This window comes from Streptomyces sp. FH025 (assembly GCF_017427025.1).
In the GTDB taxonomy this organism is placed as follows: Bacteria; Actinomycetota; Actinomycetes; order Streptomycetales; family Streptomycetaceae; genus Kitasatospora.
Genome location: NZ_JAFLNG010000100.1, coordinates 1 through 16,305 on the forward strand (window position 1 = coordinate 1; position 16,305 = coordinate 16,305).

At 71.3% G+C, this 16,305-nt stretch carries 11 protein-coding genes; 5 read left to right on the forward strand and 6 right to left on the reverse strand.

Translation table 11 applies throughout. The features are described 5' to 3' along the window. Positions 1 to 533: 533 nt before the first annotated feature. Positions 534 to 3,200: an alpha-glucan family phosphorylase gene (gene glgP, locus J0670_RS10370; protein WP_207811185.1), complete on the forward strand. Its 2,667-nt coding sequence runs from the start codon at positions 534 to 536 to the stop codon at positions 3,198 to 3,200. A gap of 181 nt (positions 3,201 to 3,381) precedes the next feature. Here the strand turns inward: glgP and J0670_RS10375 are convergent, their stop codons facing one another. Both J0670_RS10375 and J0670_RS10380 read right to left on the reverse strand, forming a co-directional pair. Continuing rightward, positions 3,382 to 5,220: an ABC transporter ATP-binding protein gene (locus J0670_RS10375; RefSeq protein WP_207811186.1), complete on the reverse strand. Its 1,839-nt coding sequence runs from the start codon at positions 5,218 to 5,220 to the stop codon at positions 3,382 to 3,384. Further along, positions 5,217 to 7,016: an ABC transporter ATP-binding protein gene (locus J0670_RS10380; protein ID WP_207811187.1), complete on the reverse strand. Its 1,800-nt coding sequence runs from the start codon at positions 7,014 to 7,016 to the stop codon at positions 5,217 to 5,219. Before J0670_RS10380 ends, J0670_RS10375 begins: the two co-directional genes overlap by 4 nt. Positions 7,017 to 7,250: 234 nt before the next feature. On the opposite strand from J0670_RS10380, the gene J0670_RS10385 reads away from it, so the two are divergent. Continuing rightward, a complete protein-coding gene (locus J0670_RS10385; RefSeq protein ID WP_207811188.1) occupies positions 7,251 to 8,672 on the forward strand; it encodes a family 2B encapsulin nanocompartment shell protein in 1,422 nt (473 codons plus the stop codon). Positions 8,673 to 8,686: 14 nt separating this feature from the next. Here the strand turns inward: J0670_RS10385 and glgX are convergent, their stop codons facing one another. Then, complete coding sequence (glgX, locus tag J0670_RS10390) at positions 8,687 to 10,942, reverse strand: glycogen debranching protein GlgX (protein WP_207811189.1); 2,256 nt, start codon at positions 10,940 to 10,942, stop codon at positions 8,687 to 8,689. Positions 10,943 to 11,275: 333 nt separating this feature from the next. On the opposite strand from glgX, the gene J0670_RS10395 reads away from it, so the two are divergent. The 3 genes from J0670_RS10395 (at position 11,276) to J0670_RS10405 (ending at position 14,598) form a co-directional block, all read left to right on the forward strand. Continuing rightward, entirely contained in the window at positions 11,276 to 12,526 is a 1,251-nt protein-coding gene (locus tag J0670_RS10395) for an Ig-like domain-containing protein (RefSeq protein ID WP_307806465.1), read from the forward strand. Between the two features lie 170 nt (positions 12,527 to 12,696). Continuing rightward, entirely contained in the window at positions 12,697 to 13,923 is a 1,227-nt protein-coding gene (locus J0670_RS10400; protein ID WP_243436827.1) for an Ig-like domain-containing protein, read from the forward strand. 117 nt (positions 13,924 to 14,040) lie between these two features. After that, complete coding sequence (locus J0670_RS10405; RefSeq protein ID WP_374223083.1) at positions 14,041 to 14,598, forward strand: ATP-binding protein; 558 nt, start codon at positions 14,041 to 14,043, stop codon at positions 14,596 to 14,598. Between the two features lie 306 nt (positions 14,599 to 14,904). On the opposite strand, the gene J0670_RS10410 is transcribed toward J0670_RS10405, so the two are convergent. The 3 genes from J0670_RS10410 to J0670_RS10420 all read right to left on the reverse strand — a co-directional run bounded on the left by J0670_RS10410 (position 14,905) and on the right by J0670_RS10420 (position 16,202). Then, positions 14,905 to 15,369 carry a hypothetical protein gene (locus J0670_RS10410; protein WP_207811192.1) on the reverse strand — a complete coding sequence of 155 codons (465 nt, stop codon included), beginning with the start codon at positions 15,367 to 15,369 and terminating at the stop codon, positions 14,905 to 14,907. After that, positions 15,369 to 15,779: a helix-turn-helix domain-containing protein gene (locus J0670_RS10415; protein WP_207811193.1), complete on the reverse strand. Its 411-nt coding sequence runs from the start codon at positions 15,777 to 15,779 to the stop codon at positions 15,369 to 15,371. The genes J0670_RS10410 and J0670_RS10415 overlap by 1 nt, the downstream gene beginning before the upstream one ends. A gap of 63 nt (positions 15,780 to 15,842) precedes the next feature. Further along, positions 15,843 to 16,202 (reverse strand): type II toxin-antitoxin system RelE/ParE family toxin, encoded by a 360-nt coding sequence (locus J0670_RS10420; RefSeq protein ID WP_207811194.1) that lies wholly within the window; start codon positions 16,200 to 16,202, stop codon positions 15,843 to 15,845. Positions 16,203 to 16,305 lie beyond the last annotated feature (103 nt).

The following is a 16,305-nucleotide window of genomic DNA, read 5'->3' on the forward strand; positions in this document are numbered from 1 at the left end:
TGTCCCCGGCAACCTGCCCGGCGCCCGCCGAGCCGGTGGCGGGAGGCCCCGGCGCCCGTGCGCGTCCCGGCGCACGCCTCCCGGGGGAACACCCCTGGGCGACCCGGTCGACCCGTGAACGAGCCGACCGGCGGCGAGGACACGCGCCGGTGTCCGGCGAGCGCCGAATGGGCTAAGGGAGTTGGGGAACGGTCAACGCGAAAAGGATTCGGACGTGCTGCTACTCGGGGGACGCCACCCGTCGTCGTAGTCCCCGCAGCATCAACGGCCTTCGGTCATCCTCGCACCGGAGGCGTGGTTTTCGCAGCGGTACGACAGTAGTTTCGGGCTTTGTCCGGACCGGGTGAGCCACCGGAAATGGATCCGTACCGCAGAGTTCACGCATTGGTAGCGCGGCGCCCGGAAATGTGCGCCTCGCGCGCCCCCCGTGCAGACCAATGCGCCGAATGCGATCTCATCAATAGCCCGAACGGATGCCCAATAGTCCGCTTGAGCCACTGTCAGGCCGATCGGCGAGGCTACGCTTCACGCCTGTGAAGGCAATCCGCAGATTCACCGTCCGCACCGTCCTGCCCGAACAACTCCAGCCGTTGCACGAGCTGGCCCTCAACCTGCGATGGTCCTGGCACCCCGAGACCAGGGACCTCTTCCGGTCCGTGGACCCGGAGGTCTGGGCCGCGACCGGCGAGGACCCGGTGCGGCTGCTCGGGGAGGTCCCGGCCGCCCGGCTCGCCGCACTCGCCGTCGACCGGCGGTTCCTGCGCAGACTCGGCGACCTCGCCGACGACCTGCGCGAGTACCTCGCCGGCCCGCGCTGGTACCAGACCCGGCAGGAGGCCGGTACCACCCCGCCGCCCGCCGCGATCGCCTACTTCTCGCCCGAGTACGGCATCGCCGCCACGCTGCCCCAGTACTCCGGCGGCCTCGGCATCCTGGCCGGCGACCACCTCAAGGCCGCCAGCGACCTCGGCGTCCCGATCATCGGGGTCGGGCTCTTCTACCGGCACGGCTACTTCCGCCAGTCGCTCGACCGGCACGGCTGGCAGCAGGAGCGCTACCCCCTGCTGGATCCGGACGAACTCGCCGTCAGCCTGCTCCGGGAGGCCGACGGCACCCCCAGCCGGGTCGACCTCGCCCTGCCCGGCGGCCGCACCCTGGCCGCCCACATCTGGAAGGCCCAGGTCGGGCGGGTTCCGCTGCTGCTGCTCGACTCCGACATCGAGACCAACTCACCCGCCGAGCGCGACGTCACCGACCGGCTCTACGGCGGCGGCAGCGAGCACCGGCTGCTCCAGGAGATGCTGCTCGGCATCGGCGGCGTCCGGGCCGTGCGCGCCTACTGCCGGCTCACCGGGCACCCCGCCCCCGAGGTCTTTCACACCAACGAGGGCCACGCCGGATTCCTCGGCGTCGAGCGCATCCGCGAACTGGTCGCCGACGACCCGGCCGGACCGGACTTCGCCGCCGCCCTGGAAGCCGTCCGGGCCGGCACCCTGTTCACCACCCACACACCCGTCCCGGCCGGCATCGACCGCTTCGACCGGGAGCTGGTCGCCCGCCACTTCGGCGGCGACGCCGCCCTGCCCGGCGTCCCGGTCGACCAGGTGCTCGCGCTCGGCGCCGAGACCTGGCGCGACGGGGATCCGAAGCTGTTCAACATGGCCGCGATGGGCCTGCGGCTCGCCCAGCGGGCCAACGGGGTCTCCACCCTGCACGGCGAGGTCAGCCGGTCGATGTTCAACGGCCTCTGGCCCGGCTTCGACCCCGCGGAGGTGCCGATCACCTCCGTCACCAACGGCGTGCACGCCACCACCTGGATCGACCCGGCGGTCGTCCGCCTCGGCGCCGCCGAACTCGGCGCCGAGCGCGCCGAGGAGGCGATGACCACCGGCGAGTCCCAGCGCTGGACCGGCCTGGAGAGGATCGGCGACACCGAGATCTGGGACCTGCGGCGCACCCTGCGCGCCCAGCTGGTGGACGAGGCCCGCCGCCGGCTGCGCGCCTCCTGGCGCCAGCGCGGGGCCGGCGAGGCCGAGCTCGGGTGGGTCTCCTCGGTGCTCGACCCCGACGTGCTCACCATCGGCTTCGCCCGCCGGGTGCCGTCGTACAAGCGGCTCACCCTGATGCTGCGTGACCCGGGCCGGCTGCGCGCCCTGCTGCTCCACCCGACCCGGCCGGTGCAGATCGTGGTGGCCGGCAAGGCGCACCCGGCCGACGACGGCGGCAAGCGGCTGATCCAGCAGATGGTCGCCTTCGCCGACGACCCCGCCGTGCGGCACCGGATCGTCTTCCTGCCGGACTACGACATGGCGATGGCCCAGCGCCTCTACCCGGGCTGCGACGTCTGGCTGAACAACCCGCTGCGCCCGCTGGAGGCCTGCGGCACCTCCGGGATGAAGGCCGCGCTCAACGGCTGCCTCAACCTGTCCGTCCTGGACGGCTGGTGGGACGAGTGGTACGACGGCCAGAACGGCTGGGCGATCCCCACCGCCGACGAGGCCGGCGGCGTGCTCGACCCGGAGAGCGGCGAGGCCGAGCGGCGTGACGACATCGAGGCCGCCGCGCTGTACGACCTGATCGAGGAGCAGGTCGCCGCCCGGTTCTACGACCGGGACGGCGACGGGCTGCCGCACCGCTGGATCGCCATGGTCCGGCACACCCTGGTCACCCTCGGGCCCAAGGTGCTGGCCGGACGGATGGTCCGCGAGTACGTCGAACGGCTGTACACCCCGGCGGCACTGGCCCAGCGGGAGCTGGCGGCCGGCCGGCACGAACCGGCGCGGGAGCTGGCGGCCTGGAAGGCGAAGGTCCGGGACGGCTGGCCGGCCGTGCGGGTCGAGCACGTCGAGGCGGACTGCCCGGCCGAGGCGCAGGAGCTGGGCAACTCGCTGGCGCTGCGGGTGCAGGTCGAGCTCGGGGCACTGGAACCGGGCGACGTCGAGGTGCAGGTGGTCTCCGGCCGGGTGGACGAGACGGACGGCATCTCGGACGCCTGTCTGCTCGCCCTCAAGCCGGTCGGCGGCCCGGACCTGGACGGCCGCACCCGCTACGAGGGCTCGCTGGAGCTCTGCCGCACCGGCCCGTTCGGCTACACCGTGCGGGTGCTGCCCGCACATCCCCGGCTGGCCTCCCCGGCCGAGCTGGGGCTGGTCGCGCTCCCGGCCGAGTCGGCGGGGATGGACGCGGGGCTGCTGCGCTGACGCCGCGCCGACGGCCGCCGTCCTCGCTGCGGGGACGGCGGCCGTCGGTGCGTCAGGAAGCGACGGGAAGGAAGGCGGCCCGCCCGGGTGCGTGACGGCGCACCCGGACGGGCACAACTGTGGGCCCGGCTTCGGGGCCCCGGTCATGGCCCTGACGTCAGAGCCTTGACCAGGGCGAACCTTAGACCAGACTGTCCCTCCAGGCCCGGTGGAGGGTGGCGAAGCGGCCCGAGCCGTCGATCAGCTCCTGCGGGGAGCCGTCCTCGACGATCCGGCCCTGGTCCATCACCAGGACGCGGTCGGCGATCTCCACCGTGGAGAGCCGGTGCGCGATGATCACCGCCGTCCGGCCGGCCAGCACCGTGCGCATCGCCCGTTGGACGGCCTGCTCGCCGGGCACGTCCAGGGAGCTGGTGGCCTCGTCCAGGATCAGCACCGCCGGGTCGGCCAGCAGGGCGCGGGCGAAGGCGACCAGCTGGCGCTGGCCGGCCGAGATCCGGCCGCCGCGCTTGCGCACGTCGGTGTCGAAGCCGTCCGGGAGCGCGGCGATGAACTCGTACGCGCCGATGTCGCGGGCGGCCTGCTCGACCTCCGCGCGGGTGGCGCCGGGGCGGCCGATCGCGATGTTCTCGGCGACCGTCCCGGAGAACAGGAAGGACTCCTGGGTCACCATCACCACGCCGCGCCGCAGTTCGGGGGTGGCGAGGTCGCGCAGGTCCACGCCGTCCAGCCGGATCCGGCCCTCGGTCGGGTCGTAGAAGCGGGCCAGCAGCTTGGCCACCGTCGACTTGCCCGCGCCGGTCGCACCGACCACCGCGACCGTCTGCCCGGCCGGGATCAGCAGGTCGAAGGGCGGCAGCACCTGCTTCCCGGTGCGGTAGGCGAAGCCGGTCCGTTCGAAGGAGACCGCCCGCCCCTTGCCGGCGGCCCGCGGCAGCTCCCTCGGCTCGGCCGGCTCGGCGACGGTCGGCTCGTGGGCGAGCAGGCCGGCGATCTTCTCCAGGGCGGCGGCGGCCGACTGGTAGCTGTTCAGGAACATCGCCAGCTGGTCGATCGGGTCGAACAGCCGGCGCAGGTAGAGCACGAAGGCGGTCAGCACGCCGAGTTCGAGCGCGTCCTCGGTGACCAGGTAGGCGCCCAGCAGCACGATGCCGGTGATCCAGAGGTTGGCGGCGGTGCGGGAGAGGCCGACGTACCGGGCGAGCTCCAGGAAGCCCTCCGCGTTGGCCCCCGAGGACTGCTGGTTGACCACGGCGAAGGCGGCGTCGTTGGCCTTCTCACGGCGGAAGGCCTGCACCGGGCGGATGCCGTTCATGGTCTCGGTGAAGCGCACGATCATCGAGGCGGCGGCGGTCCGCGAGCGGCGGTAGACCCGGCGGGAGCGGGTGCGGAAGGAGTGGGCGATCAGGGCCAGCGGGAGGAGGGAGAGCAGCGAGGCCAGGCCGAGCCGCCAGTCCAGCACCACCAGCAGCACCGAGATGTAGCAGACCGACAGGAAGACGGTCAGCAGCTCCTGGAGGCCCTCGGAGAGCAGCTCGCGCAGCGCGTCGATGTCGCTGGTGGCGCGGGAGATGATCCGGCCCGAGGTGTAGCGCTCGTGGAAGTCCAGGCTGAGCCGCTGGGCGTGCCGGAAGATCCGGCCGCGCAGGTCCACCAGGATGTCCTGGTTGACCCGGGCGCTGATCTTGATGAACGTCCACTGGAGCACCGGGCTGAGCAGCGCGCAGAACAGGTAGGCCGAGACCACCGCGATCAGCGGGCCGGAGTCGTGCTCGCGCAGCGCCGGGATGCCGCGGTCCATCGCGAGCGCGACCAGCAGCGGGCCGGACTGCAGGGCGGCCTGCTGGACCAGGATCACCACCATCGCGACGGCGATCCGGGCCCGGTGCGGGCCGAGCAGCGAGCGCAGCAGCGCCCGGGGAGCGCCGGGCGGGACGGGGATGTCCTCCTCGTCGGCCGGGGGCGGGGGCAGCTCCTCCTCGACGGGCTCGGTCTCGGCGGGTTCGACGGTGGTGGTCACGCGCTGCTCCCCTCGGGCAGGAGGGCGGCCTCGCCCGACATCAGTTCTCGGTAGTGCGGGCAGTCGCGCAGCAGCTCCTGGTGGGTGCCGACGGCCTCGATCCGGCCGTCCGCGAGCACCGCGACCCGGTCGGCGAGCAGCACGGTGCTGGGGCGGTGGGCGACCACGAGGGCCGTGGTGGTGCCGAGCACCTCGCGCAGCGCCCGCTCGACCAGCGCCTCGGTGTGCACGTCGAGTGCGGAGAGCGGGTCGTCCAGCACCAGGAAGGGCGGGTCGCCGACCACCGCGCGGGCCAGCGCGAGGCGCTGGCGCTGGCCGCCGGACAGGCTCAGGCCCTGCTCGCCGACCTCGGTGTCCGCCCCGGCCGGGAGCTTCTCGACGAAGCCGGCCTGGGCGGTGGCGAGGGCGGACGCCAGCTGCCGTTCGTCGGCGCCGGGGGCGCCCATCAGGACGTTCTCCCGGACGGTGGCGGAGAACAGCGTCGGCTCTTCGAAGGCCACCGCGACGAGTTCGCGCAGCTTCTCCCGGGGCAGCTCGCGGATGTCCGTGCCGTCCAGGGTGATGCTGCCGGCGGTGGCCTCGTACAGCCGGGGGAGGAGCGCCGTGAGCGTGGTCTTGCCGCTGCCGGTGGCGCCGACCAGGGCCATCGTCTCGCCGCTGCGGACGTGCAGGTCGATGCCGGTCAGCAGGTCGGGGGTGCCGTCGGGGGCGTCGGGGTAGCGGAAGCGGACGCCGGTGAAGCGGATGCCGTCCGGGGCACCGAGTGCCGTGGTGCCGCCCGCGTCGTCGGGCTCGGGCTCGTCCATGACCTCGAAGAAGCGGTCGACGGCGGTGGAGGCCTCGTTGGCGTAGGCGAGCAGCCAGCCGAGCGACTCGACCGGCCAGCGCAGCGCGAGCGCGGTGGACAGGAAGGCGACCAGGGTGCCGGTGCTCAACTCGTCGTGGGCGACGAGGTAGGCGCCGACGGCCAGGGCGCAGCAGAGGGCGATCTCCGGCAGTCCGACGATCACCGCCCACAGGTTGGCGAGCAGGTGGGCCTTGCGCAGTTCGGTGCGGCGCAGTCGGTGGGACTGTTCGCGGAAGTGCTCGGCCATCGAGCGGTGGCGGCCGAAGGCCTTGAGGATGCGGATGCCGAGGATGGACTCCTCGACCACGGTGGCGAGGTCGCCGTTCTGGTCCTGGGCGAGCCGGGAGGAGACGGAGTAGCCGGACTCGAAGCGCCGGGTGAGCAGGAAGAGCGGGACGGACGGCAGCAGCACGATCAGGGCGAGCCGCCAGTCCTGGGTGAACATCAGCGCCGTGCCGGCCAGGAACGTCACCGAGTTGACGACCAGGAACACCAGCGGGAAGGCCAGGAAGAGCCGCATGGCGTTCATGTCGGCGGTGGCCCGGGAGATCATCTGGCCGGAGCCCCAGCGGTCGTGGAAGGAGACCGGCAGCCGCTGGAGCTTGGCGTAGAGGTCGCCGCGCATGGCCGCCTCCAGCCGGCCCAGCGGGCGGGAGAGGACCACCCGGCGGGTGTAGAACAGCGCGGCCTCGACCAGCCCGAGGAGCAGCAGCAGGCCGACCAGCGGCCAGAGGGCGTCGAGGTCGTGTTCGGCCAGCGGGCCGTCGACGATCCGGCCGAGCACCACGGGGACGGCGAGGGTGCTGAGCATGGCGAGCGAGGCGGCCACCACCGAGATGGCGAGCCGGCCGCGCACGGCCCGGGCGTAGGGCCACAGACGCAGCAGGGAGCGGACCGTGGAGCGGTGCTGCCCGGTCGCGGTGTCATGGTCTTGTCGGTTCTCGGCCATCGCGGTGAGGGTAGGCGGATCGTCCGTCATTTCTCATCCGGTTTTTCGCCCCTGTCGGTGACGCCCGACGAGAACCGGCCACTCGGACGGGTGGGGTGGGAGCGGAGAACGGGGGCGCGTGCGGTCGTTCGTGCGAGGAGGAGCGCGTCGCGCGCCTCTTGTGAGCTCCCGCCGACCGGCCGATGACATCTGCTGACGAATGTTCATCGGTGCTTGAGTGACAGGAGTGTGGACATGACGGTCGAGACCGAGCCCTCCCCCGGTTCCGCCACCGTGCAGGTACGGGCCCAGCTCAGCCTCAGCACGGCCGCTGCGCGGAACCTGGCGACGACGACCAAGTCGAAGCCGCAGATGCAGGAGATCACCACCCGCTGGCTGCTCAAGATGCTGCCGTGGGTGCAGGTCAGCGCGGGCACCTACCGGGTCAACCGGCGTCTGAGCTACGCCACCGGCCGCGGGCGGGTGAGCTTCTCCAAGTCCGGTTCCACGGTGTCGGTGATCGCCCCGTCGTTGAGTGAGCTGCCGGCGCTGCGCGGTTTCGGGGACGAGGACGTGCTCGGCGAGCTGGCCCGCCGGTTCGTGCAGCGGGACTTCGCGCCGGGTGACGTCCTGGTGCAGGAGGGCGCGCCGATCGAGGAGGTGTTCCTGATCGCGCACGGCAAGGTCGACCGGCTCGGCACCGGCAAGTACGACGAGGAGACACAGGTCGGCACCCTCGCCGACGGCGACCACATCGGCGACGAGGCGCTCACCGAGGGCGGCGGCACCTGGCCGTACACGGTGAAGGCGGTGACCCCTGGGGTCGCGATGGCGCTGAACTTCGCGGTGTTCCAGGAGGTGGTCGGCCGTTCCGAGGCGCTGCGCGAGCAGCTGCTGGGTGTCGCCGCCGACGCCGCGCAGGCACAGAACACGCACGGTGAGGCGAGGATCGACCTCTCGGCCGGCCAGGAGGGCGAGTACGAGCTGCCCACCGCCTTCGTGGACTACGAGCTCGCGCCGCGCGAGTACGAGCTGAGCGTCGCGCAGACCGTCCTCAAGGTGCACACCCGGGTCGCGGACCTCTACAACAAGCCGATGAACCAGACCGAGGAGCAGCTGCGGCTGACGATCGAGGCGCTGCGGGAGCGGCAGGAGCACGAGATCATCAACAACCCGGAGTTCGGCCTGCTCGGCAACGCCGACTTCGACCAGCGGATCCAGACCCAGGCGGGCGCGCCCACCCCGGACGACCTGGACGAGCTGCTCAGCATGCGCCGTGACACCGACTACCTGTTCGCCCACCCGAAGGCGATCGCGGCCTTCGAGCGGGAGTGCAACAAGCGCGGCGTCTACCCGGGCACGGTCGAGGTGCTCGGCAAGCACCGGCCGGTGTGGCGGGGGGTGCCGATCTTCCCGTGCAACAAGATCCCGGTGGCCGCGAACCAGACCACCTCCTTCATCGCGCTGCGCGTGGGCGAGGACAACCAGGGCGTGGTCGGCCTCACCCAGGTCGGCATCCCGGACGAGGTCGAGCCCGGCCTGAACGTCCGCTTCATGGGCATCGACGACAAGGCCATCGCGTCCTACCTGGTCAGCGCCTACTACTCGGCGGCGGTCCTGGTGCCGGACGCGATCGGCATCCTGGAGAACGTCGAGGTCGGGCACGCCTTCAGCTGATCGGTTCGGGTGGATCAGTCCGGGCGGGCGGGCACGCGCAGCAGTCGCAGCGAGCGCCCGCCCAGCACCGCCGTGTCCATCACCACCGCGTTCATCATCACCGCCGTGTCCGGCAGCGCCGTGTCCAGCACCGTCTCGTACCCGGCCTCCGGTGACGCCCAGGGCTCGCCGGGCAGGGTGAACGCCACCGGCTCCCGGCCCGCGTTGAGCAGCAGCAGGAAGCCGTCGTCGCGGAGCGGTCGCCCGGCCTCGTCCCGTTCGGACATCGCGGCGCCCGACAGCAGCATGCCGAGGCAGGCGGTGGGGGCGAACCAGTCGGCCTCGGTCATCTCCTCGCCGAGCGGGGTGAACCAGGCGAGGTCGGGCTGGTCGCCGGGGGCGGCGGCCCGGCCGGAGAAGAACGCCCGTTGGCGCAGCACCGGGTGGGCCCGGCGCAGCCGGACGAGCCGAGCGGTCAGCTCGCACAGCTCCCGCCAGCCGGGCTCCTCCCGCAGTGACCAGTCGAGCCAACTGACCTCGCCGTCCTGGCAGTAGGCGTTGTTGTTGCCGCCCTGGGTGCGGCCGAACTCGTCCCCGGCGGTGATCATCGGGACGCCCGTCGAGAGCAGCAACGTGGCCATCAGGTTGCGCAGTTGGCGCAGCCGCAGCGCGTTGACCCGCGGGTCGGCGGTCTCGCCCTCGGCGCCGTGGTTCCAGGAGCGGTTGTCGTCGGTGCCGTCCCGGTTGGCCTCGCCGTTGGCCTCGTTGTGCTTGCGGTCGTAGGAGACCAGGTCGCGCAGGGTGAAACCGTCGTGCGCGGTCACGTAGTTGACGGAGGCGTACGGGCGGCGGCCGCCACGCTGGTAGAGGTCGGAGGAGCCGGAGAGCCGGTAGCCGAGCTCCCGCACGTCCGGGCGGGCGCCGCGCCAGAAGTCCCGTACGGTGTCGCGGTACCTGTCGTTCCACTCGGCCCACAGCGGGGGGAAGGCGCCGACCTGGTAGCCGCCCGGGCCGACGTCCCAGGGCTCGGCGATCAGCTTCACCCGGCTGAGCACTGGGTCCTGGGAGACGGCGGCGAGGAAGGGATGGTCCGCGTCGTAGCCGTCCGCGCCCCGGGCCAGGGCGGCCGCGAGGTCGAAGCGGAAGCCGTCCACGCCCATCTCGGTGACCCAGTAGCGCAGCGAGTCGGTGATCAGCCGGATCACCTGCGGGCGGCGGGTGTCCAGGGTGTTGCCGCAGCCGGTGTAGTCGGCGTAGCCGCGCGGGCGGTGCGGGGCGAGGCGGTAGTAGGCGGCGTTGTCGATGCCGCGCAGCGAGAGCGCCGGGCCGAGTTCGCCGCCCTCGGCGGTGTGGTTGAACACCACGTCGAGGATCACCTCGATCCCGGCGGCGTGCAGGGCGCGGACCATCCGTTTGAACTCGCCGACCTGGCCGCCGCGCGAGCCCGCGGCCGAGTAGCCGGCGTGCGGGGCGAAGTAGCCGATCGTGTTGTAGCCCCAGTAGTTGACCAGGCCGCGGGCCTGGAGGTGGTCCTCGCTGGCGTGCTGGTGCACGGGCAGCAGCTCGACGGCGGTCACGCCGAGGCGGGTGAGGTGGGCGATGGCGGCGGGGTGGGCCAGGCCGGCGTAGGTGCCGCGCAGGTGCGGCGGGACGTCGGGGTGGCGCATGGTGAAGCCGCGCACGTGCAGCTCGTAGAGCACCGTCTCGGCCCACGGGGTCTTCGGGCGGTGGTCGTCGGACCAGTCGTCGTCGTCGTGGACGACCACGGACCTGGGGACGTACGGCGCGGAGTCGCGGTTGTCCCGGACGGTGTCGGCGACGTCGGCCTCCGGCCAGTTGCGGACGGCTGAGCAGGCCGCGTCGTGGGAGGTGTAACAGCTGTCGATCGCCCGGGCGTACGGGTCGAGCAGCAGCTTGGCCGGGTTCCAGCGGGCGCCGGTCCACGGGTCCCAGCGGCCGTGCACCCGGAAGCCGTAGCGGGTGCCGGGGCGCACCCCGGGCAGGAAGCCGTGCCAGATCCGGTGGTCCTGCTCGGTCAGGTGGTGGCGGCTCTCCCGGCCGTCCTCGTCGAACAGGCAGAGGTCGACGGCTTCGGCGCCGGCCGCCCAGAGCGCGAAGTTGGTGCCCTGGCGGCCGAGCCGGTCGGTGCGGAAGCGGGCGCCGAGCGGCTGCCAGCTGCCGGGCCACGGCGGCTCGGCGGGCCATGGCGGATCGGTGGGCCCTGGCGGCTCGGCTGGGTGCGGACGGCCGTCCGGCCGTACCCCGGCTTCCAGCTCCTGCCCTGACGCCATGGCCGTACCCTCCCTGCGCGGGGTGTCCCGGACCCCGTTCACCTTCTCCTTCCCGGATTGCGTGGAACGGAAGCCGCTGAACGGGGGCTTACCGGCGGATGGCGGGTGGGGGACCGAGGGGTCGGTCAGCGACGGTGCGCCGCCGGTGACGCCTTCACAGGCGGTTCACGCAAGATCCATCAGCTACCCCCGAGGATTCACCCAGACAGCCCAGTTATCCTGCTCCGGCGCGCGCGGGTCCGGCTGAAGGCCCGGCCGGAAAGTTCGGGGACCCGTGCAACTTATGGGGGCACTCAGCGCGTCAAGTGAGTGGACACCGGGAGGGGAGAACCAGTGAAGACGGGGAAGGCGGCCGGCGCCGCGATACGCACCACCAGCCGCTATCGGCGCAGGGGTGCGATGGCGCTGGTCATGGGAGGGGTGCTGCTGCTCACCGCGGCCTGCGGTGACGACAAGGGCAGCGGTTCGGACAAGGGCGCCGCAGCGGCGTCGGCCGACGCGAACGGGGGCGCCCCGGCGGGCTCCTCGGGTGAGCCGAAGCCCTCGGCGGCCGTGCTCGCGGTCGAGCCGAAGGACGGCGCCCAGGACGTCGCGCCGAACGCGCTGCAGGTGTCCGTCGCCCAGGGCAAGCTGACGACGGTCGAGGTGACGGACAAGAACGGCAAGCCGGTCGAGGGTGCGATCACCCCGGACGGCACCGGCTGGAAGCCCGCGGAGGGGCTCGCCGTCGGCATGGCGTACAAGGTGAACGCGCAGGCCAAGGACGCCGACGGCCTGGTGGCCGCGTCCACCACGACGTTCACCACGCTGACGCCGGGCAAGACGGTCTCCACCAACGACAACATCGCCGACGGCGCCACCTACGGCGTCGGGATGATCGTCTCGGTGAACTTCAGCAAGGACGTCAAGAACAAGGAAGCGGTCGCCAAGGGCATCACCTTCGAGACCAGCAACGGCACCGTGGTCAAGGGCCACTGGTTCGGCGACCGGCGGCTGGACTTCCGCCCGGAGCAGTACTGGGCGGCGGGCACCAAGGTGACCGTCAAGTACCGGCTGAAGAGCGTGGAGATCGCGCCCGGCGTCTACGGCGACGTGGACAAGGACGAGCCGTTCACCATCGGCCGCTCCCAGGTGTCGACGGCGGACGCCAAGTCGCACCAGATGACCATCGAGCGGGACGGCAAGAGCACCACGGTGCCGGTCACCCTGGGCGCGGACGCCACGCCGTCCTGGGGCGGGACGATGGTGGTCATGTCCAAGGAGAAGGTCACCCGGATGAACTCGCAGACCGTCGGTCTCGGCGGTGAGTACGACATCCAGGACGTGCCGCACGCGATGCGGCTGACCACCTCGGGCACCTTCGTGCACGGCAACTACTGGGCCAGCCCCTTCGGCAAGACCAACGCCAGCCACGGCTGCGTCTCGATGGCGGACGTGAAGGGCGGTAGCGACACCTCCGTCGCGGGCAAGTTCTTCAACGACTCGATGGTCGGCGACGTCGTGAAGATCGTGAACACCAAGGAGAAGACCGTCGCGCCCTCCAACGGGCTGGGCGGCTGGAACGTGCCCTGGGCCAACTGGTAGTCCGGCCCGGGTATTTCGCCGAATCGGCCCGCTCCTCACCCGTTGGGGGCGGGCCGTTTCGGCCTTCGGGGCGGCGAGCCCCGCGCATGGCGCAACCGTTTCGACGGTCTGGCACGTATACCGGTCGGGTCCGTCGGGACCACGGGGAGTTCTTGAGGGAGGGATCGACGTTGAGGTCGATACGCAGGGTGGTGGCCGCCGGTCTGGTCGGCGGGGCGATGGCGCTGACGGCGGCCTGCGGCGGCAGCGGGGGAGGGACCGGGAGCGCGGCCAAGGCCGACCTGGGGGCCGGTGCGGCCGCCTCCAAGCCCGCGGCGGCGTCCGGCAGCGCGGCGCCCAAGGCGTCGAAGCCGTCGACGGCCGTGGTGAACATCGAGCCGAAGAACGGCGCGGTGGACGTGGCCCCGAACACGCTCAAGGTCGGGGCGACGGGCGGCAAGCTGACCACCGTCAAGGTGAGCGACCCGACCGGCAAGGAGGTCCCCGGCACGATCGCCGCGGACGGCTCCAGCTGGACCCCGTCGGCGAGCCTCGCGGTGGGCACCGCCTACCAGGTCAGCGCGATGGCCGCGGACGCGGACGGCGCGGTCGCCACGGCGGACAGCGGCTTCACCACGCTGACCCCGACGGCGCTCGCCAAGGCCGCCGACAACGTGGACGACAACGCGACGTACGGCGTCGGGATGATCGTCTCGGTGAACTTCAGCAAGGACGTCAAGAACAAGGACGAGGTCGTCCGGGGCATCACCTTCGAGACCAGTGACGGCACGGTGGTGAAGGGCCACTGGTTCGACGACCGCCGGCTGGACTTCCGCCCGGAGCAGTACTGGAAGCCGGGCACCAAGGTGGTCGTGCACTACCGGCTCAAGAACGTGGAGATCGCCCCCGGGGTGTACGGCACCGACCGGGACGAGCCCTTCACGATCGGGCGATCCCAGATTTCGACGGTTGACGCCGCCGCGCACACGATGACGGTGGCCAACGGCGAGCAGTCGCGCGAGATCGACATCACCTCCGGCTCGCCCGAACACCCCACCTGGAACGGGACGATGGTCGTCATGTCCAAGGAGGGCGTGGTGCGGATGCAGTCCAGCAGCATGCCCGGCATGACCGGTGCGCCGTACGACCTCCAGGTGCCGCACTCGATGCGGCTCACCACCAGCGGGACGTACGTGCACGGCAACTACTGGAGCGACGCCTTCGGCGAGGACAACGTCAGCCACGGCTGCGTGGGCCTCAAGGACGTCAAGGGCGGCGGGGACGGCACGTCGATGGGCAAGTTCTACGACGGCTCGCTGGTGGGGGACGTCGTGATCGTGAAGAACTCCACCAAGAAGGAGACGCTCGACCCGGCGAACGGGCTGAGCGGCTGGAACCTGGCCTGGAGCGCCTGGTAGGGGTACGTCCGAGTCAACCCGGGCTTGACGTGATGGCGGCCCGGGTTGCACGGGGCATATGCCGACTCGGGAGAGATCGTTTGGTCATTGTCCGTACGCGGCCGCTTGCGTTCCGCAATGATGGTCCGCATGGCGGGTTGGGGCGAAACAGATCAGTCATCAGTTCCCGGGTCTGGAACGGTCGCTCAGGTGTCGTGGGTCGACGTCCAGGGCGGGCTCTCGGCGCTTGAGCGGCTCAGCTCGGCGGAACTGGAGGAGATGTACTCGGACAGGCTGTCCGACCAGTCCTCGCAGAGCGAGGTGAGACTGCCCTCGCGGCCGGGGTCCGGCCCGGTGGCGCGGAGACTGGTGATGTCCGTTCTGGGGTCTTGGGAGCTCCACCAGCACCTGGAGGTCGGCGAACTGCTCACCAGCGAGCTGGTGTCGAACGCGGTGCGGCACGCCGGCGGGCGCACCATCGGGCTCCAGGTGAGCCGCAGGCCCGGGTGGCTGCGGATCGAGGTCCGGGACTCGTCGCGTGCGCTGCCCTGCATGATCCTCGCGGACAACCACCCGGTGAACGAGCGCGGGCGCGGGTTGAAGATCGTCGACGACCTGGCCGACCGCTGGGGCGCGGACCTGCTGCCGCGCGGGAAGGGCGTCTGGTTCGAGCTGAGGGTCCGCGAGCGGCCCTGAGGCTGGGTTTGCTGCTCCGGAAAACACGCGGGGCCCCCGATGCGCCGTGGTCCGGCGGCTGGGGGCCCCTGCAAGTCATCGCGCCGGCCAAGGGGGTGCGTGCCGCGCGATGGGCGTCGGCAGTGCCAGGTCGGGCCCGCCGAAGTCTCCACGCCCATGCCGGCGCGCTCTGTCGCCCGCCGTTGGGCTGCTCTGACTATCGCACGGATCTCAGCATGCGGGCAAACTAGCTGGCTTGGATTTCAAGGTTTGTAACTTAGTTCACCTTGGGATTCCGCATAGGTTCACGTCGAGGCCTGTGAATATTCATGATCGCTGGTGTTGTACCTGTCGGGCCGCCGCCCAGGGGTTGCGCAGCGAGAGCATGGGAGTGTCGACCCCGAGCTTCACCGCGGTGCTGTGCACCGACTCCCGCAGGTAGGGGTAGAGGATGGTGACGCCGATCAGCTCGATGAACTCCTGCTGAAGGGTCGGCTCCAGCTCGAACGGCTCGCCGACGGTGAACGCGGCCACGGCGTCGACCACGAAGTTCGCCTGGGTGTTGCCGAGCTCGAGGCGGCACCGGACCTCCAGTCCGGTCCCGTCGTCCGCCTCGCGGAGCCACGCGAGCAGCGATGTCCGGTCGTCCTCCTCCCGGCGTTCCTCCGGCCGGTCGAAGAGGCGGCGGCCGGAGACCTCCAGGAACGTGACGTCCAGGAGTTCGGCGGCGTCGACGAGCTCGTCGACGCCGCCGAACCGTCGCAGCTGCTTGCGTGCGGAAGCCTCCGCCATCAGGTGGTCACCGCCCTCGGGGTGTCGGCGTCCCAGGCCGCAGGGCGGGACCCGGGCCCGCGCCCCCGAAGGGCCACCTGGACCTCGACCTTGACCGGGGCGGGCTGCCAGGCGGGTGTGACGGTCGAGCCGGTGTGGCCGACCAGGCTGTGGAGCCGGGTGCCGACCGCCCGCGCGTAGCGCTGCAGGGTGGAGTAGCGGGCGTCGCCCCCCACTCGTTCGAACTCGGAGATCGTCGACTGGGACGTACCCATGCGTCGCGCGACCTCGTGTTGCGTGAGACCACACTTCTTGCGGGCCACGACAAGCGTCTCCACCAGTGCGGCGTAGGCCTCGGCGTCTTCCAGGCCTGCTGCGGTGCGGGGGTCGTTCGGGTCGATGCCGAGTAGATCATGCAGTGTGGGTGCCATGGTCTTCCTACCCTCCCGTTGATTCAACAGTATCGCCCAAAACCGATACCGAGAACCGGGGGCTCAGTCTTTCGGGTTACGGTTCCGCCAATCCTTGAGGCGCCTCTCAGCTGTGCTGAGCTCGTTCGGCGGGGTCTTCTGGGACTTCTTCTGGAAGAAGGACAGCGCGAGGAGCACGAGACCGTCGGCCTCCTCGGCGTAGACGAGTCGGAAGATGCGGTGATCGCCGGAGAGTCGAACCTCCAGGAGGTCGCTCCCGAGGTTCTTGACGTCGCCCGGCAGGGTTTCCCGGAGCTGGACTCGCTGCATCAGAACGGCGAGTTTGGTCTTCTCGTGGGACGCGAGACGGGCCTTCTCCAAGTCCTTGCGCACCGGCGTCGATCCGTCCGCGCCCTCGTAGAAGGCCCACTGTCGTTCGTCCAACGCTCACCCGCCATGCGTGTTGCCCAATCTGTTTATAGGAAGTCTAGGGCCCTGTTTGCTGCGGCCAACATGTCAACGGACATGTGCCACTGGGCTGTTGTGA

Bases quoted from the DNA above. Each gene is read 5' to 3' on its own strand.
- J0670_RS10380 (WP_207811187.1), bottom strand. From the start codon at position 7,016: ATGGCCGAGAACCGACAAGACCATGACACCGCGACCGGGCAGCACCGC.
- J0670_RS10385 (WP_207811188.1), top strand. From the start codon at position 7,251: ATGACGGTCGAGACCGAGCCCTCCCCCGGTTCCGCCACCGTGCAGGTA.
- glgX (WP_207811189.1), bottom strand. From the start codon at position 10,942: ATGGCGTCAGGGCAGGAGCTGGAAGCCGGGGTACGGCCGGACGGCCGT.
- J0670_RS10405 (WP_374223083.1), top strand. From the start codon at position 14,041: ATGATGGTCCGCATGGCGGGTTGGGGCGAAACAGATCAGTCATCAGTT.
- J0670_RS10410 (WP_207811192.1), bottom strand. From the start codon at position 15,369: ATGGCGGAGGCTTCCGCACGCAAGCAGCTGCGACGGTTCGGCGGCGTC.
- J0670_RS10415 (WP_207811193.1), bottom strand. From the start codon at position 15,779: ATGGCACCCACACTGCATGATCTACTCGGCATCGACCCGAACGACCCC.